Source organism: Mesorhizobium sp. B2-4-13 (genome assembly GCF_006658535.1).
GTDB classification, from domain to species: domain Bacteria; phylum Pseudomonadota; class Alphaproteobacteria; order Rhizobiales; family Rhizobiaceae; genus Mesorhizobium; species Mesorhizobium australicum.
On the sequence record NZ_VFVB01000001.1, the window covers coordinates 564,428 to 586,063 of the forward strand.

Below are 21,636 nucleotides of genomic sequence, written 5' to 3' on the forward strand. Positions count from 1 at the left end.
ATGCGGCGCCTCTTAGACGTCCTGCGCCGCTTGCGGCGGGCCAAGGGCCCGCCGCGCCTCCGGAAAATGCCAGCCATATCGGCTGGTCGGCACGGCATTATTCTGATGCTGGCGCTGACCACTTCTGCCATCGCCGGCGACCTTCTACCCGCCGGTCTCGCCACCACGCGCACCGACCTTAATGCCAAGGATCAGGTGCGCGTCACAGCCATTACCAGGCCGACCACGGATTTTTCCAAGCCCGAGCCTTTCGAACTGATGCAAGGTGGCGCCGGCACCTCGCGGAAAGACATCAGCCGTGATTCCTTCTCGCAATCTTCGGCCAACATCAGCTTCGAGGAAGAAGGCACCTTCAAGCTCGGCAATGCGCTTTTCCGCAAGAACTGGGTCTCGTCGCCGTCCTCGACGCAGGCATCGGATGGGCTCGGACCCTTGTTCAACGAACGCGCTTGCCAGAACTGCCATCTGAAGGATGGACGCGGACGGCCGCCGCAAGCCGATGTTGGCACCACCTCGATGTTCCTGCGGCTGGCGCGCGATGCCAGCAGCGCGGAAGAAAAGGCGGCGCTCGCCGACCACCGGCTGCTCAACCTTCCAGACCCGGTCTATGGCACGCAATTGCAGCAACTGGCCGTGCCTGGTCTCAGGGGTGAGGGCAGGATGCGTGTCGACTATCGGGAACGGAAGGTGGAACTGCCGGACGGCACCGCGGTTTTACTGCGCAAACCCGCCTATACGATCGATGATCTCGGCTACGGGCCGCTCGATCCGCGCACCACGCTGTCGCCGCGCCTGACGCCGCCGATGATCGGCCTCGGCCTCATCGAACAGATCGCGCCGGCCGACATTCTGGCCCGTGCCGACCCTGACGACAGGGATGGCGATGGTATTTCCGGCAAGCCCAACATCGTGCGTGACGGCCTGAGCGGCGAGCTGACGCTTGGCCGTTTCGGCTGGAAGGCGCAGACCGCGTCGATCCGCCAGCAGGCCGCCGATGCCTTTGCCGGCGATATCGGCATCTCGACGCCGGAGGCGCCGAAACACTGGGGCGATTGCACCGCCGCGCAGGAAAAGTGCCTCGCCATGCCCAACGGCGTGCAGGCGCGCCTCGGCCCGGTCGAGGCGCCGGCGCCGGTGATGGATCTCGTCACCTTCTATTCGCGCAACCTGGCGGTGCCGGCGCGACGCGACCTCGCCTCGCCTGAGGTGCTCGCCGGCAAGAAGGTCTTTTATGAAATCGGCTGCGTTGCCTGTCACACGTCGAAATTCGTTACCCGTCGCGATGCACCTGACAAGCCGCAGGCGTTCCAGTTGATCTGGCCTTATTCCGATTTCCTGCTGCACGACATGGGGCCGGATCTTGCCGACGGCCAGGCTGTGGGCGATGCGACCGGCAATGAGTGGCGCACGCCGCCGCTATGGGGCATCGGCCTCACCGAAATGGTCAACGGCAATTCCTTCTATCTGCACGATGGTCGTGCGCGCACTTTGGTCGAGGCCATCCTGTGGCATGGCGGCGAGGCGCAGAAGGCGCGCGACCGCTTTGCCGCCACCAGCGCCACCGAGCGCGATGCATTGGTCAAATTCCTGGGGTCACTTTAATGGCGAAGCGTTTCGCGCTGGTTCTCGTTCTTCCGCTGGTTCTGCTGGGCGCCTTGCCCGCATCGGCCGCGGTGAAAGCCTCTGATGTCATCCAGCGCGCGATCGACGGCTTTGTCCGCCCGGCATATGAGGACCTGCACCAGCATGCGGAAGCCCTCGCCAAAGCCATGCACAAGCTTTGCGGGGCGCCCTCGCAAGCGGACCTAGAAGCGGCGCGAGCCGCGTTCTCGGCTACCGTCTACGCCTGGTCATCGGCCGAGATCATCGGTTTCGGGCCGATCAAGGAGAACAACAGGCTGGAACGCATGCTGTTCTGGCCGGATCGCAAGAGCATCGGTCTGAAGCAGGTGCAGGCGGCGTTGTCGGACAAGGATCCCGCCGCCACCGATCCTGTCCAGCTTGCCGGCAAGAGCGTTGCCATGCAGGGGCTCGGGGCGCTGGAATTCGTGCTTTACGGCGACGGCGCCGACGCCTTGACGGGCAAGGCTGAACCCTATCGCTGCGCTTATGGCGCGGCTATTGCCGGCAACATCGAAACCATCGCCGCGGATGTCGGCGCGGCCTGGAACAAACCAGACGGATTCGCGGCAATGTGGGCCAATCCCGGGCCGCAAAACGCGCTCTATCGCGATGGCAACGAGGCGGTCACCGAACTGGTCGGCGTCTTCATCAACGAACTGGAAATGATCCGTGACGTGCGCCTGAAGGCTTTTCTGGGTGCCAAGCCCGAGGCCGACAAACCAAAACAGGCGATCTACTGGCGTTCGCAGAACACCGCCAACGCGCTGGCCGGAAATCTGGCCGGCATCGATGCGCTGTTCCAGGTGTCGAAGCTCGGCAACGCGCTGCCGCCGGATGCGCGCTGGATGGCAGAGTCGATCCACATTCAGCTGCTCAACGGCGTTGCGACCGCCAAGGCCGTCCAGGGTCCGATCGACAAGGCGCTCGCCGATCCGGCGCTGCGCGAAAAACTCGAGCATTTCGCCCTGATCACCTCCAGCCTGTCGACCCTGATCGGCACCAGGCTGACCGCCGAATTCGGCCTGACCGCCGGCTTCTCGTCGCTGGATGGAGACTGAGCGTGACCTTGAGATTGGCCGAAACGCCCATAGCTTCGTCATCCTGGGGCGAAGCAAGGAGCGAAGCGACGCGGCGTAGACCCCAGGATCCATGCCGTGACCGCAAGGCCTTGCAACGGTTCAGAATTCTGCTCTGCTGCATTCCTCGGCGAAAGTCACGGCATGGATCCTTGGGGCTCCGCGACGGAGCTACGCTCCTGCTCCGCCCAAGGATGACGAAGTTCCGGAGGCTTCGGCCAACTTCCAACGTCTGCGATGAGTCATTCGAAGAATCGGCAGGTGCCAAGCGTCAGCTCCGATCCCTAAAAATTACCATGTCTTGGAGCCGGCCAGTGCAGGGGAGGGCCATGTCTTGAAAACGCCTCTCATCGACCGCCGCGATTTCTTGAGGGCCGCCGGCATTGGCTTTGCCGCCGCCGTGACGCCCTCGGCCTGGGCAAATACGCTCGCGGCGGATGCCGTGTTCGCCACCGCCTTCGTCAAGCGCGACGGCAGTTTTGGTGCCGCCGTTCTGTCCGAGGCCGGCAAGGTGCTGCATGCGATCGACCTGCCCGATCGCGGTCATGACGTCACCTTCGATCCGATCTCGAAGCGTTCGGTGGTTTTCGCCCGCCAGCCCGGCACCTTCGCCGTCGTATTCGATCACGCCGGGCGCGACGCCCCGCGGACCATCGCCAGCATCGCAGGCCGGCACTTCTTCGGTCATGGTGTCTTTTCGCCCGACGGCGCTCTGCTCTACGCCACCGAGAACGACTTCGACAACGCCGCTGGCGTGGTCGGCGTCTATGACGCGCGGGCGAAATTCAATCGCATCGGCGAATTCCCGACCTACGGCATGGGCCCGCACGAACTTCTTCTGCTGGGCGACGGCAAGACGATCGCGGTCGCCAATGGCGGCATCGAGACCCATCCAGACTATGGACGCGCCGAGCTCAACATTGCCACCATGAAGCCTTCCTATGTGCTGGTCGACCGCGTCACCGGCGACCTGATCGAAAAGCATGAACTGTCGGCCGCTCTCCACCAATTGTCGATCCGCCACATGGATATCGACCAGACCGGCACCGTCTGGTTCGGTTGCCAATACAGGGGCTCCGGCACCGATCGTCCGCTTCTGGTCGGTCGCGCCGCACGGGGTAAGGAGTTGGCATTGCTCGACATGCCGCGGGATGTGCTGTCCGGTTTCCGCAACTATATCGGCTCGGTCGCCGCCAATCCTGGTGCCGGCACCGTCGCCGTCTCCTCGCCGGAAGGCAATTCGCTTGTCGTGATCGATGCGGGCAGCGGCCGGATCGTCTCCTCCAGCGCGCTGGTCGAAGTCTGCGGCGTGGCGCCCGACGGGGCAGGTTTCATGGCCACCACGGGCGCCGGCGAGATCATCGAGGGCGGTGGTGCCACGCGGACGGAACCGGACTATGTCTGGGACAATCACATGCTGCGCATAGGGCCGGCGGCATAAGCTCTTCTGCCGGGCCAAACCGAAGCCGCTTAACAAATTATGCACTACACACTTGCGGTTGCGCGCCATGGCGGGCACAGGGAATTGTTTCTCGAACCGGTCGTTTCATGAAAGTTCTCGCCATCGACTGTGCCGCCAGCCTCTGCGCCGCCTGCGTCTACGACGCGGCGGCTGGGCTGGAGCTTGGCCGCTCGGTGCTTGATCTGGGCAAGGGTCATGCCGAGCACCTGATGGCCGTCATCGCTGACGCGTTGAAGACCGGCGCGACCGACTACGCCGGACTTGGCGCCATTGCCGTCTCTGTCGGTCCGGGTTCCTTCACCGGCCTGCGCGTCGGCGTGTCGACGGCGCGTGGCCTGGCGCTGGCGCTCAAGCTGCCGGCAATCGGGGTGACGACCCTCGAGGCACTGGCCGCCGAGGCGGCCAGTGCCTTTCCTGGCCGCGCCGTGCTGGCGGCGCTTGATGCCGGCCGCGAGGAAATCCATGCCGCCCTGTACGATGAAATGTCAGTGTTGACTTACGGTCCGGCCGTGGCCACGCTTGCGGATGCGGTGACGATGGCGTCGGAACGTTTCGCGGTGCTCGCCGGCACGGCAGCGACGCTGATCGCTGACGCGGCCGGCCGCACCTTTGACATCGGGCCTCGGGCGGCCACCGCCGACATTCTCACCTACGCCCGGCTGGCTGCCGCAAAGGGGCAGGGCGAAAGGCCGAAGCCGCTTTATCTGCGCGGTGCCGATGCCAAGCCGCAGGCCGGGTTCATACTTTCGAGGCAAAGACCATGATCCCGAAAAGTGGAAGCCGGTTTTCGCGGACAAACGGTTCCGTTTGTCCAGAGGTCATGGTCAGACGAGAAAACGAGAATTGATGCGCATACCTTTTCTTCAACCACGTCGCCGGGACTACGCGCTCGAGCTGCTCAGGATCACCGACAGCGCCGCGGTCTCGCTGCTGCACCGCGAGGATTTTGTCCGCCCCTGGACCGATGGTGAGTTCGCCGCCTTGCTCGAACAGGACACCGTGTTCGGTTATGCCGCGCGCGAAACCGGGCAGGGCGCCAAGCCGCCTGTCGGCTTCGTCCTCGCCCGGCTGGCCGCGGGCGAGGGTGAAATCCTGACCGTCGCGGTGGCACGGTCGCATCGTCGCCAGGGCCTGGGCTGGCAGTTGATGGACGCAGTGCTGCGCGAATTGCATTCGCAGCGCGCCGAAGCCTTGTTCCTCGAGGTCGATGAGACCAATGCCGCGGCGATCGCTCTCTATCGTCGGTTGGGTTTTCGGGAAGTCGGCAAGCGTCCGGATTACTACAAGTCGCCCGATCGCGGGCCGACTGGGGCGCTTGTCATGCGCCGCGATCTTCGCTAGCCAGGGACCGCATGATCCCGAAAATCGAATCCGATTTCGGAGAGGATCATGCGCCAGAATTAAGGTGTTACAGCGTCCTTTGCGCGTCCAAGAGGACGCGCGGCGCTGTAATGGTAGGGCGATGATCAAGAAAATCAGGATTTTCCTGGCGCTGGGCCTCGTCGTCGCTGGGTCGCTGGTTTTCGTGCCGCTGCAGATCCTGTCGATGAAGACCGGTTGGTGGCCGGAAACCTTCATCCTCAAGATCTGGCACCGGCTGATCATCCGGGCGCTCGGCATGCGTATCCATGTCAGGGGGGCACTGTCCGACAAACGCCCCTTGCTGGTTGCCTCGAACCACATCTCCTGGACCGACATCATGGTGCTGGGCTCCTTTGCCGATGTGAAATTCATCGCCCGAGCCGACATGGAAGGCTGGCCGCTGATCGGCATGCTGTCGAAACTGCAGCGCACTGTTTTCATCGAGCGCGAACGCAAGCGTTCGTCTGGCGATCAGGCCAGCGAGATCGCCAGACGCATGGCCAAGGGCGATGCCATGGTGCTGTTCGCCGAGGGTTCGACCGGTGACGGCAATGTCGTCCTGCCCTTCAAAAGCACCCTGTTCGGCGCCGCCTCGATGGCCATCTCCGAAGGCGCGGCCGAGCAGGTCTTCATCCAGCCCGTTGCGATCGCCTATACGCGCCTGCACGGCGTACCGCTCGGCCGCCGCCACCGCCCGATCGCAGCCTGGATCGGCGATGAGGACCTGATGCCGCATCTCAAGGTGCTGATGGCCGAGGGCGCGCTCGACGTCGAGGTGCATTTCGGCGAACCGATCGCTTTTGCCAAGGGTTCCAACCGCAAGGAAACGGCCAAGCTGATGGAAGGCCGGGTGCGCGAGATGATGCAGGCGGCCCTTACCGATCCGCTCCCGAGCCGCTGAACCCAGCGGCCCCAAGGCAGAATCGTCTGTTTTTTGTCACGGAAAGGCGTTAGAAGCCGCCGGATGGACTTGAACACGGTTGAAAGCGACGACATCGGCACTGCGGCCGGACAGCCGGCGGCGAACGCCACGGCAGCCAAGAAGGTCTTCGTCAAGACCTATGGCTGCCAGATGAACGTCTATGATTCACAGCGCATGACCGATGCGCTGGTCGCTGACGGTTATACGGCGACCGATGCCATCGGCGAGGCCGATCTGGTGTTGCTCAACACCTGCCATATCAGGGAAAAAGCCGCCGAAAAGGTCTATTCCGAACTTGGCCGCATCCGCGACATGAAGGCCGAGCGGGCCAGCGCTGGCCGCGAGATGCTGATCGGTGTCGCCGGCTGCGTGGCGCAAGCCGAGGGCGCCGAGATCATCCGGCGTTCGCCGGCCGTCGACCTGGTCATCGGTCCGCAGACCTATCACCGTCTGCCCGACGTGCTGGCGCGTGTTCGCGGCGGCGAAAAGATCGTCGAAACCGAATACGCCATCGAGGACAAGTTCGAGCATCTGCCGCAGCCCAAGCGTGCCGAGGTGATCAAGCGTGGCGTCACCGCCTTCCTCACCGTCCAGGAAGGCTGCGACAAGTTCTGCACCTTCTGCGTCGTGCCCTATACGAGAGGCTCGGAAGTGTCGCGGCCGGTGGCGCAGATCGTCGCCGAGGCCGAGCGGCTGGCCGAGGCCGGGGTGCGCGAGGTGACGCTGCTCGGCCAGAACGTCAACGCCTGGCATGGCCAGGGCGAGGCCAAAGGGGGCAAGACCGCGGAATGGGGTCTCGGGCGGCTGCTGTTCCGGCTGGCCGAAATCCCCGGCCTGGCGCGGCTGCGCTACACCACCAGCCATCCGCGCGACATGGACGACGAATTGATCGCCGCGCACCGCGACTTGGCCGCACTGATGCCCTATCTGCACCTGCCGGTGCAATCCGGGTCGGATCGCATTTTGAAGGCGATGAACCGCAGGCATACGGCCAAGGACTATCTGGCGCTGCTCGACCGCATCCGCGCCGCCCGCCCCGATATCGCGCTGTCGGGCGATTTCATCGTTGGTTTCCCCGGCGAGACGGAGGCCGATTTCGAGGCGACCATGAATCTGGTGCGCCAGGTGAATTATGCCTCGGCCTTCTCGTTCAAATATTCGCCGCGTCCCGGTACGCCCGGCGCCGAGATGTCCGACCACGTGCCGGAAGCGGTCAAGGACGACCGCTTGCAGCGCCTGCAGGCATTGCTCTTGAAGCAACAGCAGGATTTCGGCTTGAGTTTGATCGGCAGCACCATAGATACGCTGATCGAGAAGCCCGGTCGTCAGGCCGGCCAGAAGGTCGGCCGCTCGCCTTGGCTGCAGCCAGTTATTGTTGATGAAAACGCCGGCGAAATCGGTGACATTATCAAGGTGCGAATCACGAAGACGGGCTACAACAGCCTGTTCGCCGAATTGGCCTGATGGTCTCGGCAGATGAGGAGAGACGGTTGAGCGCAGCGGAGCTGAAGAATCTGCCCCCGGTACCGGCATCCGGGGCTTCTGACATGGCGCACATCGTTTTGACTTTCGACAACAACAAGCTTGCCAGCGCCCTTTACGGCCAGTTCGATGAAAACCTGGCCCGGCTTGAGCAGAAGCTCGGCGTCGACATACGCTCGCGCGGCAACCAGCTGACCATCAAGGGATCCGCTTCGGCCGCCGAACAGGCGCGCCGCGCCTTGGACAATCTCTACGGCATCCTGCAGAAGGGCGTCGATATCAGCCAGTCCGATGTCGACGGGGCCGTGCGCATGGCTATCGCCGCCGACGACCAGCTCACGCTGCCGACATTGGAGCGCAAGGGCAAGGTCTCCGCCGCCCAGATCGCCACCCGCAAGAAGACCATCTATGCCCGCTCCCTGAACCAGGACGCCTACATGCGGGCGCTGGAGCGGTCGGAACTGGTGTTCGGCATCGGTCCAGCCGGCACCGGCAAGACCTATCTGGCGGTGGCGCATGCGGCGATGCTGCTGGAACGCGGCATGGTCGAGCGCATCATTTTATCGCGACCGGCTGTCGAGGCGGGCGAACGGCTGGGCTTCTTGCCGGGCGACATGAAGGAGAAGGTCGATCCGTATCTGCGGCCGCTCTATGACGCGCTCTACGACATGATGCCGGCCGACAAGGTCGAGCGTGCGATTGCCGCCGAAGTAATCGAAATCGCGCCGCTCGCCTTCATGCGCGGCCGCACGCTGGCGCACGCCGCCGTCATTCTCGACGAAGCGCAGAACACCACGCCGATGCAGATGAAAATGTTTCTCACCCGTCTCGGCGAGAACTCGCGCATGATCGTCACTGGCGATCCGACACAGATCGACCTTCCTCCGAGCACCAAGTCAGGCCTGGTCGAAGCCTTGCGTGTCCTCGACGGTGTGGCAGGCGCGGTAACCGTGCGCTTCAACGATGTCGACGTCGTTCGCCATCCGCTGGTGGCGGAAATCGTCAGGGCCTATGACCGGGACGCCAAGCTGGCTCGTGGCCTCGGTGCCGAGAATTGATCTTGACGATGCGGCCTCATGGCTGAGGACAACACATCCGGCGGCGGGAGCCTTCCGGTTCCCGTCGAGATCGATATATCGGTTGAAGCGGGCGACTGGCCCGATGAAGCAAGCCTGACGCGGCTGGTCGATCGCGCGGTTGACGCCGCCTTTGCCGAGACCGGTGCGACGGGTCATTCCGAACTCAGCATTGTTTTTTCCGACGACGCCCATATCCGTACGTTGAATGCCGGCTGGCGCGGCAAGGACAAGCCCACCAACGTCTTGTCTTTCCCGGCTTTTCCGCCGGCAAAAGGCGGCCCGCTGCCGCCGATGCTCGGCGACATCGTGCTTGCCGCCGAGACGGTGGCGCGCGAGGCGGCACTGGAAGACAAGCCGCTGGAGAACCATATCTGCCATCTCGTCATCCATGGCCTGCTGCATCTCATGGGCCATCACCACGAGACCGACGCGGAGGCCGAGGAGATGGAAGCCATCGAGCGCGCCGCGCTGGCAAGGCTTGCCATTCCCGATCCCTACGCGTAACTAAAAAAGACCAATTGACCGGACGACGATGAACGACAAACCAGAGACTGCCGCCCGCCCCGATGTCGGCAGTGCGATCAAGGCTTCCGATACGTCGGAAGAGGGATCAAGTCCGAGTACCGTTACCCCTGGTGTTGCCAACACCGGCAGCGCGGCCATCGAGCCGTCGCCTGCCGGCCCCTCCCTGTTCAACCGCGTGCTGGGCCTGTTCCGGCAACGCAACGGCACCAGCCTGCGCGAAGAGATCGCCGGCGCGCTCGCCGAGACGACGAGCGATGTCGAATCCTTCTCGCCTGGCGAGCGCGCCATGCTCAACAACATCCTGCGCCTGCGCGAGGTGCGCGTCGAGGACGTCATGGTGCCGCGCGCCGATATCGAGGCGGTCGAGATCGCCACGTCGCTCGGTGACTTGCTTGGCATGTTCGAACAATCCGGCCATTCCCGCATGCCGGTCTATTCCGAGACGCTCGACGACCCGCGCGGCATGGTCCATATCCGCGACGTGCTGGCCCATATCACCAAGCTGGCGCGCGTCAGGAAGGGCCGTGCAACCCGCAAAACGCCTGTTGCCACGGTTCTCGATCTTGCCCAGGTCGACCTCGCGCGCACCATCGGAGAGCTCAATCTGATCCGGCAGGTCCTGTTCGTGCCGCCGTCGATGCTTGCGTCCGACTTGATGGGCCGCATGCAGACGACGCGCACGCAGATGGCCCTGGTCATCGATGAATATGGCGGCACGGACGGCCTCGTCTCGCTCGAGGACATCGTCGAGATGGTGGTTGGCGACATCGAGGACGAGCACGACGACGACGAGCCGATGATCACCCAGACCGGCGACGGCGTGTTTATCGTCGACGGCAAGGCCGAGATCGACGAGGTAGCCAAGATGATCGGCGAGGATTTCGCCGCCGGTGAACATGGCGAGTATGTCGACACCATTGGCGGCATGATCTTCAACACGCTCGGCCGCGTGCCGGCGCGCGGCGAGGTGGTGCAGGCCATTCCCGGCTTCGAATTTCATGTGCTGGACGCCGATCCGCGCCGCGTCAAGCGCGTTCGCATCGTGCAGAGCCAGAAGGGCGAACGCCGCCGGCGGGCCACGGCGCGCACCGAACAGGCCTGAAAGCCTGCTGTCGCATGACGATCGAGGATCCGTTCAAGCACTCGGTCCTCGGCTCCGGTGTGTTTTACAAAGATCCACGCTCTGCCCTGGATTGGCTTGAAGCAGCCTTTGGCTTCGAGCGCAGCATGGTGGTCAGCAATGCCGAGGGAAAGCTGGTCCACGCCGAAATGCGGTTCGGCGATTGCTACCTCATTGTCGATTCTGAATGGGCCGATCATGTCGCGAGCCCCGCGTCGGTCGAGGGCAAGAACACGCAATCGGTCTATGTCAGGTTGAAAGACGGCCTGGATGCGCATTGCGAGCAGGCCCGCGCGGCTGGTGCTGCAATAATCCAGGAGCCGGCCGACCAGTTCTACGGCGAACGCCAGTATCGGGCGCGCGATCCCGAGGGCCATGTCTGGACGTTCACGCAATCGATGGGTTCTGTTTCTCGTGAAGAGGCCGAGCGGTTGGGTGGCCTGCGCATCGAAGGCTGGCACCGGTAGAGAGCGGCCGGTAACCACGCCGGCGTTTGGAGCGCGCGGCGCGGCCTGATAAATCTTAGCTCCTGATTCGCGCGACGGAAATACGCATGGAGCGCCTTGCCGGCCGGATAATTCTGCTTTGGGGTTGGCGGCGTTCGCTTGTGGCGTTTTTCGCTGGGGCGCTGACGGTTCTGGGCCAGGCGCCTTACGATTTCTTTGCCGCCTGTTTCATTTCGTTTCCGCTGCTGGTCTGGCTGCTCGATGGCGCGACCGGCGAAGCCTCGGGCAGCCTGTTGCGGCGCCTGCGGCCGGCTTTCGCCGTCGGCTGGTGGTTCGGCTTCGGTTATTTCCTCGCCGGCCTTTGGTGGATCGGCTCGGCGCTGCTGGTCGAGGCCGACGACTTTGCCTGGGCGCTGCCGTTCGCGGTGGTCGGCATTCCCTTCGCGCTCGCATTTTTCTACGGCTTCGCAACGGTGGTCGCGCGGCTCCTGTGGAGCAGCGATATCGGCCGTATCGCTGCCCTTGCCTCCGGTTTTGCGCTGGCGGAGTGGCTGCGCGGCTTCCTGTTCACCGGTTTCCCCTGGAACGCCATCGGCTACGCGGCGATGCCGGTGCCGCTTTTGATGCAGAGCGTCTCGGTGACCGGCATGATCGGCATGAACGCGCTCGCGGTTTTCCTTTTCGCGCTGCCGGCGCTGCTGGCGGCGCGTCGGCATCTTCGGCTGGGCGCCGCGCTGTTTGTCGTGCTCGCCGCCGCCCATGTCGGCTTTGGCTATGTCAGGCTCAACGCCCCCGAAAAGCCGGCGACGCGCAGTCTCGATGTCCGCATCGTCCAGCCGGCCGTGGATCTGTCGGAAAAATGGGATGCCTCGGTGCGCGACCGCATCTTCGCCACCTTGCTGGGCCTCTCCGCAAAGGCACCGGACCCAGGTCACGAAAAACCGCAATTGATTCTCTGGCCGGAAACCTCGGTACCGTTCCTTTTCACGGAGCGCCCTGACGCCTTGACGGCGCTGGGCGACATGCTGGGCGGTGGCCAGATGCTGATCGCCGGCGTCGTGCGTGAGGAGGGCGGCTCGGCGGCCAGCGTCGACAGCCGCTACTACAACTCCGTGGTGGCGATCAACGACAAGGGCGAGATCGCCGACGCCGTGGACAAGGTTCATCTGGTGCCGTTTGGCGAGTACCTGCCTTTCGCCGACCTGCTCGCTCGTTTCGGCATCGAACAGCTCGTCGCCGGGCCGCTGACGTTCACGGCCGGCAACGAGCGTCATGCCATCACGCTCCCGGGCGGCATTCGTGCCCTGCCATTTATCTGTTATGAGGTGATCTTTCCCGATCTGGTGGCAGTTGACGCTACGTCATCGCAGCTTATTGTGAACGTGACCAACGATGCATGGTTCGGCGACACGCCGGGACCGTATCAGCATTTCAGGCAGGCCCAGATTCGCGCAGTGGAGAATGGATTGCCCTTGTTGCGTGCTGCCAACAACGGCATCTCGGCCGTGGTCGACGCCCGTGGCCGCGTCGTCGACGCCCTTGCGATCGACGCGCGCGGAGCCATCGATGTGAAGGTGCCTGTTTCCGCACAGACGGTCATTTCGTCCAGCCAGCGGCGCATTAACGGAATGCTGATCATGTTGCTGTTTGCGCTTGTAGGGGGGCTGTTGAACGTAAGGCAAAAGCTACGGGTGAATTGACAGCTGGCACATTAGAAACTCATACTGTACCGCCTGAAAATTTCTCGAAGCTGGTGGATCGTTCTGTTGGGGCAGTCGCCTCCGGCTTTCTTTGGGCAGGAAAAAATCACAAAGCCGAAAAAATTCGGCGAGGAAAAAATGACAGAAGAAAACAAGAAGAAGCCCAATCCCATCGATATTCACGTGGGAAGCCGGGTCCGGCTTCGCCGCAATATGCTCGGAATGAGCCAGGAAAAGCTGGGCGAGAATCTCGGCATCACGTTCCAACAAATCCAGAAATATGAAAAGGGCACCAATCGCGTCGGTGCCAGCCGCCTGCAGGCGATTGCCTCCATACTCGGCGTCCCCGTCGCCTTCTTTTTCGAGGATGCGCCAGGCCAGGAATTGACCGCCAACCGCGGCTTTGCCGAGGATAGTTCGATGGCTTTCGCTGTCGAGTTCTGCGGCAGTCCCGAAGGACTTCAGCTCAACCGGGCCTTTGTCAAGATCGCCGACGTCAAGGTACGCCGCAGGATCATTGACCTGGTGAAATCGCTCGCCGAGGACGATCTCGACTGATCCGCAATGCGCTTTGCGCCGGCGGCATGCGCCGCCGGTGGCACAAGATATCGCCTCCGACATTCGGGCCAGAGCCGCGGCAGCGCTTGACGAGCAGCGCTTTGCCCCGCTAACACGTGGCGCGCCAAAATCGGCAGCCTGCCGATCGTTTTTCAAGAGGGGACACCCGTGACGCGGCAGAACTACTTCTTTACCTCGGAATCCGTGGCCGAGGGCCATCCCGACAAAGTCTGTGACCGCATCTCCGACGAAATCGTCGATCTGGTCTATCGTGAAGCCAAGAAGACCGGCATGGACCCATGGAAAGTCCGTGTCGCCTGCGAGACGCTCGCGACCACCAACCGAGTCGTCATCGCCGGTGAAGTGCGCGTTCCCGAGACGTTGTTGAAGAAGGACAAGGCCGGCAACATCCTCAAGGATGCCGCGGGCCACCCCGTCGTCAACCCGGCGAAGTTCAAATCCGTCGCCCGCAAGGCGATCCGTGAGATCGGCTACGAGCAGGCCGGCTTTCACTGGAAGACGGCCAAGATCGAGGTCCTGCTGCATGGCCAGTCGCCTGATATCGGCCAGGGCGTCGACAATGCCGCCGACCGTCAGGGCGAGGAAGGTGCCGGCGACCAGGGCATCATGTTCGGCTATGCCTGCCGCGAGACGCCGGACCTGATGCCGGCGCCGATCTATTACAGCCACAAGATTCTGGAACTGCTGGCAGCGGCCCGCCACGAAAACAACGGCGAGGCCGGCAAGCTCGGGCCGGACGCGAAAAGCCAGGTCACCGTCCGCTATGTCGACGGCAAGGCCGCCGAGGCGACGCAGATCGTCCTGTCGACCCAGCATCTGGATTCAAGCTGGGATTCCAAGAAGGTCCGCAAGGTGGTGGAACCTTATATCCGCGAGGCATTGGGCGACCTCAAGATCGCTGACGATTGCATGTGGTACATCAACCCCACCGGCAAGTTCGTCATCGGCGGTCCGGATGGTGATGCCGGCCTGACCGGCCGCAAGATCATCGTCGACACCTATGGTGGCGCAGCCCCCCATGGCGGCGGCGCCTTTTCCGGCAAGGATACCACCAAGGTCGACCGGTCGGCTGCCTATGCGGCGCGCTACCTGGCCAAGAATGTCGTGGCGGCGAAGCTCGCCGATCGCTGCACCATCCAGCTTTCCTACGCCATCGGTGTCGCCCAGCCGCTATCGGTCTATGTCGACCTGCACGGCACCGGCAAGGTCGACGAGGCAAAGCTCGAGGACGCGCTGCGCAGCGTGATGGACCTGTCGCCGTCAGGCATCCGCCGTCATCTCGACCTCAACAAGCCGATCTACGCCAAGACGTCGTCTTACGGCCATTTCGGCCGCAAGGCTGGCCGTGACGGGTCTTTCTCCTGGGAAAGGACCGATCTGGCCAAGGCGCTCAAGGATGCTGTCGCGGCCTGAGGGCGGCGGCAGGACTGGCGCCAGTCGATGAGTGACGCGGACAGGCCAAGCCGCATGACCGAAGCCTTCTTCGGTCGCCGGCGCGGCAAGCCCGTGCGCCCGCAGCAGGCCGCGGCGCTGGAAAGCGGGCTTGGCAAATACCGGCTCGATCTGACGGCCGAGGCACCGCCAGACCTGCGCGTCCTGTTTGAAGCAGAGGTTTCGGCGGTTCGGCTCGAGATCGGCTTTGGCGGCGGTGAACATCTCCTGCATCGCGCCATCGAGGCGCCCGCGACAGGCTTCATAGGCGTCGAGCCCTTCGTCAACGGCATGGCCAAGATGATGATGGCGGTGCGGGCAGCGCCGCTGGCCAATCTCAGGGTCTACGACGACGACGCCACCCAGTTGCTTGACTGGTTGCCGCCGGCCTCGCTCGACGGCATCGATCTTCTCTATCCCGATCCCTGGCCAAAGAAAAAACACTGGAAACGGCGTTTCGTCAGCCCGGTCAATCTCGACCGTTTCGCACGCGTCCTGAAACCCGGCTCGAAGTTCCGCTTTGCGTCCGACATCGACACTTATGTGAACTGGACCTTGCTGCATTGCCGGGCGCACGGCGCTCTCGCATGGCAGGCTGCGGAAGCGGCGGACTGGCATCGTTCCTATGAGGGCTGGCCCGGCACGCGCTATGAGGCAAAGGCCATTCGCGAGGGGCGCCGGCCGGCCTATCTGACTTTCGTCAGGACCTAGGTCCGCCCAACCGACAACCTGCCGGGAGGACGGGGTCGAATGCCTGTTGGAGTCAGAAACGACCGATCCTGTTGAATACGGCCGGATCCATACCGAGGTTTCGCAGGTCGTCGGCTCTGGGCTTGCGCCCTGCTTCCACGGCGCGAGACGCGGCAACGGCGCTGCCGAATGAGGTGAACAGATCGCCCAAGGCGGAGAATATCCTGCGGTTGCTCATGGTCTTGTCCTTTCGCGCGCCAGCGCGCCAATTCAATTCGTTTGATGGCAAATAAGAGCGCGCCGCGGGCTCTCACAGGGGGATTGCCGCATGCCGGCCATGCGCCTGGAACAACCCTGAACCCACAGGCTTTCGTCCGGCCGGGACTGCGGACTTGAAACACGAACCGTGTTCGTTTATATCAGCCTCAAATTCTTGGTCGGTATGACGAAGAGTGGGTCCACCCGGTCCCGCTCTTTTTTATTACCTGCCGATAGGTTCGAGACGAACGATAGGCAACGATGGCTGCAACTGCAAACGAAGGTGACGATCGCATCATCCGCGAAAGCGGCATCGATGCGCGCATTGCGCTGATCGTCCAGCCGGTGCTGCGCGGCATCGGCTTTCGCCTCGTGCGCGTGCATCTGTCCGGCCAGAACGGGCTGACGCTGCAGATCATGGCCGAGCGTGAGGACGGCACCATGACCGTCGAGGATTGCGAAGAGGTCAGCCGCGCGGTGTCGCCGGCGCTCGACGTCGATGATCCGATCGAAAAGGCGTATCATCTCGAGGTTTCATCGCCCGGCATCGACCGGCCCTTGGTGCGCAAATCGGATTTCGTGACCTGGACCGGTCATTTGGTGAAGATGGAAACATCGGTGGTCGTCGCCGACCGCAAGCGCTTCAAGGGCAAGATCGCCGAGGCCGGTGAGAACGACGTGCTGATCGAGCGCGACAAGGCGGCCTATGGCGAGGAGCCGACGGTGCGCGTGCCCTACGATGCCATTGCCGATGTCAGGCTGATCCTGACCGACGACCTCATTCGCGAAGCGTTGTCCAGGGACAACAGGGAGCGCAAGGAAGCCAAGAGACGCCGCGGTGAACCGGACGACGATGTGTCCGAGGGTACGGAACCGGACGCCACGGAAGAACACGAACAGGAAATTTGATTGAGCTGCCGGGCGCAAAGATCCGGCGAACAGGCTCGGGAGAAAGAACATGGTTGTAAGCGCCAACAGACTTGAACTGCTGCAGATCGCCGATGCGGTCGCGCGTGAGAAGTCGATCGACAAGTCGATCGTCATCGCCGCCATGGCCGATGCGATCCAGAAGGCGGCACGTTCGCGTTATGGCCAGGAGACCAACATTCGCGCCGACATCAACCCGAACACCGGCGAGATGAAGCTGCAGCGGCTGATGGAAGTGGTCGAGAAGGTCGACGATTACGCCACCCAGATCGCCATTTCCTCGGCGCGTGAGCGCAATCCCGACGCCCAGCTTGGCGATTTCATCGCCGAACTGCTGCCGCCGATGGACTTCGGCCGCATCGCCGCCCAGTCTGCCAAGCAGGTCATCGTGCAGAAGGTGCGCGAGGCCGAGCGTGACCGTCAATACGACGAATACAAGGACCGTATCGGCGAGATCGTCAACGGCACCGTCAAGCGCGTCGAGTATGGCAACGTCATCGTCGATCTCGGCCGTGGCGAGGCGATCATCCGCCGCGACGAGCTGATCCCGCGCGAAAACTACAAATATGGCGATCGCGTGCGTGCCTATGTCTACGACGTGCGGCGCGAGCAGCGCGGCCCGCAGATATTCCTGTCGCGCACCCATCCGCAGTTCATGGCCAAACTCTTCACCATGGAAGTGCCGGAGATCTATGACGGCATCATCGAGATCAAGTCGGTCGCCCGCGACCCGGGCTCGCGCGCCAAGATCGCCGTCATTTCGCGTGACAGCTCGATCGATCCGGTCGGCGCCTGCGTCGGTATGCGCGGCAGCCGCGTCCAGGCCGTCGTCGGCGAATTGCAGGGCGAGAAGATCGACATAATTCCGTGGTCGCCTTCGGCGGCCTCCTTCATCGTCAATGCGCTGCAGCCGGCGGAAGTCGCCAAGGTCGTGCTCGACGAGGATGCGGAGCGTATCGAAGTGGTGGTTCCCGACGATCAGCTGTCGCTGGCCATCGGCCGCCGCGGCCAGAACGTGCGCCTTGCCTCGCAGCTCACCGGCTGGGACATCGACATCCTGACCGAGGCCGAGGAATCCGAGCGCCGCCAGAAGGAATTCGTCGAGCGCTCGGCGCTGTTCATGGAAGCCCTCGATGTCGACGAGATGGTCGGCCAGGTGCTGGCCTCGGAAGGCTTCACCAGCGTCGAGGAAGTCGCCTATGTCGATGCCGGCGAGATCGCCTCGATCGACGGCTTCGATGAGGATACAGCCTCGGAAATCCAGACCCGCGCCCGCGAATATCTCGAGAAGATCGAGGCCGAGCACGACGAGAAGCGCAAGGCGCTGGGCGTTTCGGATGATCTGCGCGAACTCCCCGGCGTCACCACCGCCATGATGGTGACGCTCGGCGAGGATGGCGTGAAGACGATCGAGGATTTCGCCGGCTATGCCGCCGACGACCTCACCGGCTGGAAGGAACGCAAGGACGGCGAGACCAAGGTCTATCCCGGCGTGCTGGCCAATCACGGCGTTTCGCGCGCCGATGCCGAGCAGATGGTTCTGGCCGCTCGCCTCAAGGCCGGCTGGATCACCGAAGACGAGCTTGCGGCCGAAGAAGAAACGGCCGACGAAGCCGTTGGTGCGTGAGGTGAAACCGCATCGCACACAACCCGCCCTTGGACGAGATGAACGATCGCACCTGCATCGTCACCCGCAAACAGGCCGAACCGGATGAACTGATCCGGTTCGTCGTCGGCCCGGATTCGGCCGTCGTTCCCGATCTCAAGAGAAATCTGCCCGGCCGTGGTTGCTGGGTGAGTGCGGACCGCCTACATATCGAGAAGGCGGCGGCCAAGAACCTTTTTGCCCGCGCCTTCAAGGCACAGGTGGTCGTGCCGCCCGATCTCGGCGGCATGGTCGACGGGCTGCTTTCCAGATACGCTCTCGGTATGCTGGGTCTTGCCCGCAAGGCAGGCTCGATTTCGCTAGGCGCTACCAAGGTCGAGAGCGCGGTGCGCGGCGGACTGGCGCTTTTCGTGCTCCACGCGACCGAAGCGTCCGAGGATGGCGTGCGCAAGATCAGCCAGGCGCGGCGGGCGACCGTCCATATCGGCGGCCCCTCCATCCTTGCCTACAAACTTTTCTCCGAGGCCGAGTTGAGCTTGGCATTGGGGGGTACAAATGTGATACATGCTGCCGTCCTCGCGGGAGACGCGGGTAAGGCGGTCCAGAAGCGCATGGTTGCGCTCGACCGATATCGGGGCGGTACCCCGGACGATCTTGCAATGCTTGCGGCCGTTGCTGACGAAGATGATGCCGCAGAGGATATGGAATGAGCGATACGAAATCGGGCGACGACAAGACGTTGAGTGTTACACCGAAGAAGACCTTGACGCTGAAGCGCCCCGGCATGGAACAGGGCACCGTGCGCCAGAACTTCTCGCACGGCCGTACCAAGTCGGTCGTGGTCGAGACCAAGAAGCGCAAGTTCTCGCTGCCCGGCGACAAGCCGGAGCCGGCCGCGGCTCCGCCTGCGCCCGTCTTCACGCCGAAGCCGGCGGTCGTGGCGGCGCCTGTCGTCCAGGAAGCGCCCAAGGCGCCACCCCCGCCGCCGGCTCCGGTCGAGCGCAGCGGCATGGTGCTGAACGAATTGTCGCGCAGCGAGATGGAAGCGCGCCGCAGGGCGCTCGAGGGCTCGAAGGTCCGCGAGGTCGAAGACCGTCAGCGGGCCGCCGAGGATGCCAAGCGCCGCGCCGAGGACGAAGAGCGCCGCAAGCGCGAACGTGAGGATTCCGCGCGCCGCCAGGCCGAGGAAGAGGCACGGTTGCAGACCGAGGCCGAATCGCGCCGCCGCGCCGAGGAAGAGGCGCGCCGCCGCGCACCGCAAGCCGCCGAGTTGGCGACCGCCGACGAGGAGGAAGAGGTCAAGCCGAAGCGGGCGACCGCCGGCGCACCGGTGCGCCGTCTGGTCACGCCTGAAGTGGCGCGCCCGGCAAAGCCCACCAAGAGCGAGGAAGACCGCCGCCGTGGCAAGCTGACACTGAACTCCGCGCTGTCCGACGAGGATGCCCGGGCTCGTTCGCTGTCGTCGATGCGTCGCCGCCAGGAAAAATTCAAGCGCGCGATGCACAACGAGCCGCGCGAGAAGGTCATGCGCGAAGTGATCCTGCCCGAGACCATCACCATCCAGGAACTGGCGCAGCGCATGTCGGAGCGTGCTGTCGACCTGGTCAAGTATTTCATGAAGCAGGGCCAGATCCTGAAGCCGGGCGACGTCATCGACGCCGACACGGCCGAACTGGTCGCCACCGAATTCGGTCATACGGTCCGCCGCGTTGCCGAGTCCGACATCGAGGAAGGCCTGTTCAACATCGCCGACAATGCCGAGGACCTGGTGTCGCGTCCGCCGGTCGTGACCATCATGGGCCACGTCGACCACGGCAAGACCTCGCTGCTCGATGCGATCCGCAATGCCAATGTCGTTTCCGGCGAGGCCGGCGGCATCACCCAGCATATCGGCGCCTATCAGGTCGAGAAGAACGGTCAGAAGATCACCTTCATCGACACGCCCGGCCACGCCGCCTTCACGGCGATGCGCGCCCGTGGCGCCCAGGCGACCGACATCGCCATCCTGGTGGTCGCGGCCGACGACAGCGTCATGCCGCAGACCATCGAATCGATCAGCCATGCCAAGGCGGCCGGCGTCCCGATCATCGTGGCGATCAACAAGATCGACAAGCACGACGCCGATCCGCAGAAGGTGCGTTCCGAGCTGTTGCGCCATGAGGTCTTCGTCGAATCCATGGGCGGTGAAGTGCTGGACGTCGAAGTTTCGGCGACCAAGGGCACCAATCTCGACAAGTTGCTCGAGGCGATCCTGCTGCAGGCCGAAATCCTCGACCTCAAGGCCAACCCCGACCGTACCGCCGAGGGCGTCGTCATCGAGGCGCAGCTCGACAAGGGCCGTGGTCCCGTCGCCACCGTTCTGGTGCAGACCGGCACCCTGATGCCGGGCGACATCCTCGTCGCCGGCAATGAATGGGGCCGCGTGCGCGCTCTGGTCAACGATCGCGGCGAGCAGATCAAGGAAGCACCGCCGGCGATGCCGGTCGAGGTGCTCGGCCTTCAGGGAACGCCGCAGGCCGGCGACCGCTTCGCCGTGGTCAACAACGAGGCCCGTGCCCGCGAGATCACCGAATATCGCCAGCGTCTGGCGCGCGAGAAGGCGGTGGCCAGGCATGCCGGCCAGCGCGGCTCGCTCGAACAGATGATGTCGCAGTTGCAGACGAGCGGGCTGAAGGAATTCCCGCTGGTCATCAAGGGCGACGTGCAGGGTTCGATCGAGGCGATCAATGCCGCGCTCGACAAGCTTGGGACCGACGAGGTTCGTGCGCGCATCGTTCATTCCGGCGCCGGCGCCATCACCGAAAGCGACGTCTCGCTGGCGGAAACGTCTGGCGCGGCGATCATCGGCTTCAACGTTCGCGCCAATGTGCAGGCACGTGCCGCGGCCGCGGCCGCGGGCATCGAGATCCGCTATTATTCGATCATCTACAACCTCGTGGATGACGTGAAGGCGGCTCTGTCGGGCCTGCTCTCGCCGGAGCGTCGCGAGACCTTCATCGGCAATGCCGAGATCCTCGAGATCTTCGACATCACCAAGGTCGGCAAGATCGCCGGCTGCCGTGTCACCGAAGGCAAGGTCGAGCGTGGTGCGGGCGTACGCTTGATCCGCGACAACGTCGTCATCCACGAAGGCACGCTGAAGACCCTGAAGCGCTTCAAGGACGAAGTTTCGGAAGTCCCGGGCGGCCAGGAGTGCGGCATGGCCTTCCAGAACTACGAGGACATGCGCGTCGGCGACGTCATCGAGTGCTTCCGCGTCGAGATGGTGACCCGCACACTCTGAGGTCGAGTGACTTGTCGATATCGGGCGGTGGTCGAAAGACCGCCGCCCCAAGCCTGTTGACCACA

20 protein-coding genes are annotated in these 21,636 nt (G+C 63.6%); 19 read left to right on the plus strand and 1 reads right to left on the minus strand.

What is annotated here, in order from left to right; all coding sequences use genetic code 11:
- The 15 genes from FJ936_RS02765 to FJ936_RS02835 all read left to right on the plus strand — a co-directional run bounded on the left by FJ936_RS02765 (window position 1) and on the right by FJ936_RS02835 (window position 15,518).
- A complete protein-coding gene (locus tag FJ936_RS02765; RefSeq protein ID WP_140787119.1) occupies window positions 1-1,602 on the plus strand; it encodes a di-heme oxidoredictase family protein in 1,602 nt (533 codons plus the stop codon).
- On the plus strand, window positions 1,602-2,681 hold the full coding sequence (locus FJ936_RS02770) for an imelysin family protein (protein ID WP_140787121.1): 1,080 nt from the start codon (window positions 1,602-1,604) through the stop codon (window positions 2,679-2,681). Before FJ936_RS02765 ends, FJ936_RS02770 begins: the two co-directional genes overlap by 1 nt.
- 352 nt (window positions 2,682-3,033) lie before the next feature.
- Window positions 3,034-4,140: a DUF1513 domain-containing protein gene (locus tag FJ936_RS02775; RefSeq protein WP_140787123.1), complete on the plus strand. Its 1,107-nt coding sequence runs from the start codon at window positions 3,034-3,036 to the stop codon at window positions 4,138-4,140.
- A 107-nt stretch (window positions 4,141-4,247) separates the two neighbouring features.
- Complete coding sequence (gene tsaB / locus FJ936_RS02780; protein ID WP_140787125.1) at window positions 4,248-4,925, plus strand: tRNA (adenosine(37)-N6)-threonylcarbamoyltransferase complex dimerization subunit type 1 TsaB; 678 nt, start codon at window positions 4,248-4,250, stop codon at window positions 4,923-4,925.
- Window positions 4,926-5,007: 82 nt separating this feature from the next.
- Window positions 5,008-5,502 (plus strand): ribosomal protein S18-alanine N-acetyltransferase, encoded by a 495-nt coding sequence (rimI, locus tag FJ936_RS02785; protein WP_140660641.1) that lies wholly within the window; start codon window positions 5,008-5,010, stop codon window positions 5,500-5,502.
- Window positions 5,503-5,623: 121 nt separating this feature from the next.
- Window positions 5,624-6,424 (plus strand): 1-acyl-sn-glycerol-3-phosphate acyltransferase, encoded by an 801-nt coding sequence (locus tag FJ936_RS02790; protein WP_015314020.1) that lies wholly within the window; start codon window positions 5,624-5,626, stop codon window positions 6,422-6,424.
- A gap of 63 nt (window positions 6,425-6,487) precedes the next feature.
- Entirely contained in the window at window positions 6,488-7,909 is a 1,422-nt protein-coding gene (gene miaB, locus FJ936_RS02795) for a tRNA (N6-isopentenyl adenosine(37)-C2)-methylthiotransferase MiaB (protein WP_140787127.1), read from the plus strand.
- Window positions 7,910-7,992: 83 nt separating this feature from the next.
- Window positions 7,993-8,985, plus strand: coding sequence for a PhoH family protein (locus FJ936_RS02800; RefSeq protein ID WP_031241013.1), 993 nt, complete (start codon window positions 7,993-7,995; stop codon window positions 8,983-8,985).
- 18 nt (window positions 8,986-9,003) lie between these two features.
- Window positions 9,004-9,510, plus strand: a complete 507-nt coding sequence (ybeY, locus tag FJ936_RS02805; RefSeq protein ID WP_141906084.1) for an rRNA maturation RNase YbeY — start codon at window positions 9,004-9,006, stop codon at window positions 9,508-9,510.
- A gap of 28 nt (window positions 9,511-9,538) precedes the next feature.
- Window positions 9,539-10,633, plus strand: a complete 1,095-nt coding sequence (locus tag FJ936_RS02810; protein ID WP_140787131.1) for a hemolysin family protein — start codon at window positions 9,539-9,541, stop codon at window positions 10,631-10,633.
- A 14-nt stretch (window positions 10,634-10,647) separates the two neighbouring features.
- Window positions 10,648-11,118, plus strand: coding sequence for a VOC family protein (locus tag FJ936_RS02815; RefSeq protein WP_140787133.1), 471 nt, complete (start codon window positions 10,648-10,650; stop codon window positions 11,116-11,118).
- Window positions 11,119-11,204: 86 nt separating this feature from the next.
- Window positions 11,205-12,797, plus strand: a complete 1,593-nt coding sequence (lnt, locus tag FJ936_RS02820) for an apolipoprotein N-acyltransferase (protein ID WP_140787135.1) — start codon at window positions 11,205-11,207, stop codon at window positions 12,795-12,797.
- A gap of 138 nt (window positions 12,798-12,935) precedes the next feature.
- Entirely contained in the window at window positions 12,936-13,355 is a 420-nt protein-coding gene (locus FJ936_RS02825) for a helix-turn-helix transcriptional regulator (protein WP_127279029.1), read from the plus strand.
- A 168-nt stretch (window positions 13,356-13,523) separates the two neighbouring features.
- Window positions 13,524-14,789: a methionine adenosyltransferase gene (gene metK / locus FJ936_RS02830; RefSeq protein ID WP_015314012.1), complete on the plus strand. Its 1,266-nt coding sequence runs from the start codon at window positions 13,524-13,526 to the stop codon at window positions 14,787-14,789.
- 27 nt (window positions 14,790-14,816) lie between these two features.
- Window positions 14,817-15,518: a tRNA (guanosine(46)-N(7))-methyltransferase TrmB gene (locus FJ936_RS02835; RefSeq protein WP_140787137.1), complete on the plus strand. Its 702-nt coding sequence runs from the start codon at window positions 14,817-14,819 to the stop codon at window positions 15,516-15,518.
- Between the two features lie 52 nt (window positions 15,519-15,570).
- On the opposite strand, the gene FJ936_RS02840 is transcribed toward FJ936_RS02835, so the two are convergent.
- Window positions 15,571-15,735: a hypothetical protein gene (locus FJ936_RS02840; RefSeq protein ID WP_140714042.1), complete on the minus strand. Its 165-nt coding sequence runs from the start codon at window positions 15,733-15,735 to the stop codon at window positions 15,571-15,573.
- 281 nt (window positions 15,736-16,016) lie between these two features.
- Between FJ936_RS02840 and rimP the strand changes: the two genes are divergently transcribed.
- From rimP to infB, 4 genes are read left to right on the plus strand one after another with little or no spacing between them, the layout of a single operon-like run.
- Window positions 16,017-16,664, plus strand: a complete 648-nt coding sequence (gene rimP, locus FJ936_RS02845) for a ribosome maturation factor RimP (RefSeq protein ID WP_140787139.1) — start codon at window positions 16,017-16,019, stop codon at window positions 16,662-16,664.
- A gap of 49 nt (window positions 16,665-16,713) precedes the next feature.
- A complete protein-coding gene (nusA, locus tag FJ936_RS02850; protein ID WP_015314008.1) occupies window positions 16,714-18,309 on the plus strand; it encodes a transcription termination factor NusA in 1,596 nt (531 codons plus the stop codon).
- Between the two features lie 38 nt (window positions 18,310-18,347).
- Entirely contained in the window at window positions 18,348-18,998 is a 651-nt protein-coding gene (locus FJ936_RS02855) for an RNA-binding protein (RefSeq protein WP_140614777.1), read from the plus strand.
- On the plus strand, window positions 18,995-21,571 hold the full coding sequence (gene infB / locus FJ936_RS02860) for a translation initiation factor IF-2 (protein ID WP_015314006.1): 2,577 nt from the start codon (window positions 18,995-18,997) through the stop codon (window positions 21,569-21,571). Before FJ936_RS02855 ends, infB begins: the two co-directional genes overlap by 4 nt.
- Window positions 21,572-21,636 lie beyond the last annotated feature (65 nt).

What these genes read in the sequence shown, in the direction of transcription:
- FJ936_RS02855 (WP_140614777.1), top strand. Translation starts at nt 18,348, where the DNA reads ATGAACGATCGCACCTGCATCGTCACCCGCAAACAGGCCGAACCGGAT.
- FJ936_RS02810 (WP_140787131.1), top strand. Translation starts at nt 9,539, where the DNA reads ATGAACGACAAACCAGAGACTGCCGCCCGCCCCGATGTCGGCAGTGCG.
- FJ936_RS02800 (WP_031241013.1), top strand. Translation starts at nt 7,993, where the DNA reads ATGGCGCACATCGTTTTGACTTTCGACAACAACAAGCTTGCCAGCGCC.
- FJ936_RS02765 (WP_140787119.1), top strand. Translation starts at nt 1, where the DNA reads ATGCGGCGCCTCTTAGACGTCCTGCGCCGCTTGCGGCGGGCCAAGGGC.
- FJ936_RS02840 (WP_140714042.1), bottom strand. Translation starts at nt 15,735, where the DNA reads ATGAGCAACCGCAGGATATTCTCCGCCTTGGGCGATCTGTTCACCTCA.
- lnt (WP_140787135.1), top strand. Translation starts at nt 11,205, where the DNA reads ATGGAGCGCCTTGCCGGCCGGATAATTCTGCTTTGGGGTTGGCGGCGT.
- infB (WP_015314006.1), top strand. Translation starts at nt 18,995, where the DNA reads ATGAGCGATACGAAATCGGGCGACGACAAGACGTTGAGTGTTACACCG.
- FJ936_RS02825 (WP_127279029.1), top strand. Translation starts at nt 12,936, where the DNA reads ATGACAGAAGAAAACAAGAAGAAGCCCAATCCCATCGATATTCACGTG.
- nusA (WP_015314008.1), top strand. Translation starts at nt 16,714, where the DNA reads ATGGTTGTAAGCGCCAACAGACTTGAACTGCTGCAGATCGCCGATGCG.
- FJ936_RS02770 (WP_140787121.1), top strand. Translation starts at nt 1,602, where the DNA reads ATGGCGAAGCGTTTCGCGCTGGTTCTCGTTCTTCCGCTGGTTCTGCTG.
- FJ936_RS02835 (WP_140787137.1), top strand. Translation starts at nt 14,817, where the DNA reads ATGAGTGACGCGGACAGGCCAAGCCGCATGACCGAAGCCTTCTTCGGT.
- FJ936_RS02815 (WP_140787133.1), top strand. Translation starts at nt 10,648, where the DNA reads ATGACGATCGAGGATCCGTTCAAGCACTCGGTCCTCGGCTCCGGTGTG.
- miaB (WP_140787127.1), top strand. Translation starts at nt 6,488, where the DNA reads ATGGACTTGAACACGGTTGAAAGCGACGACATCGGCACTGCGGCCGGA.
- rimP (WP_140787139.1), top strand. Translation starts at nt 16,017, where the DNA reads ATGGCTGCAACTGCAAACGAAGGTGACGATCGCATCATCCGCGAAAGC.
- FJ936_RS02790 (WP_015314020.1), top strand. Translation starts at nt 5,624, where the DNA reads ATGATCAAGAAAATCAGGATTTTCCTGGCGCTGGGCCTCGTCGTCGCT.
- ybeY (WP_141906084.1), top strand. Translation starts at nt 9,004, where the DNA reads ATGGCTGAGGACAACACATCCGGCGGCGGGAGCCTTCCGGTTCCCGTC.
- rimI (WP_140660641.1), top strand. Translation starts at nt 5,008, where the DNA reads ATGCGCATACCTTTTCTTCAACCACGTCGCCGGGACTACGCGCTCGAG.
- tsaB (WP_140787125.1), top strand. Translation starts at nt 4,248, where the DNA reads ATGAAAGTTCTCGCCATCGACTGTGCCGCCAGCCTCTGCGCCGCCTGC.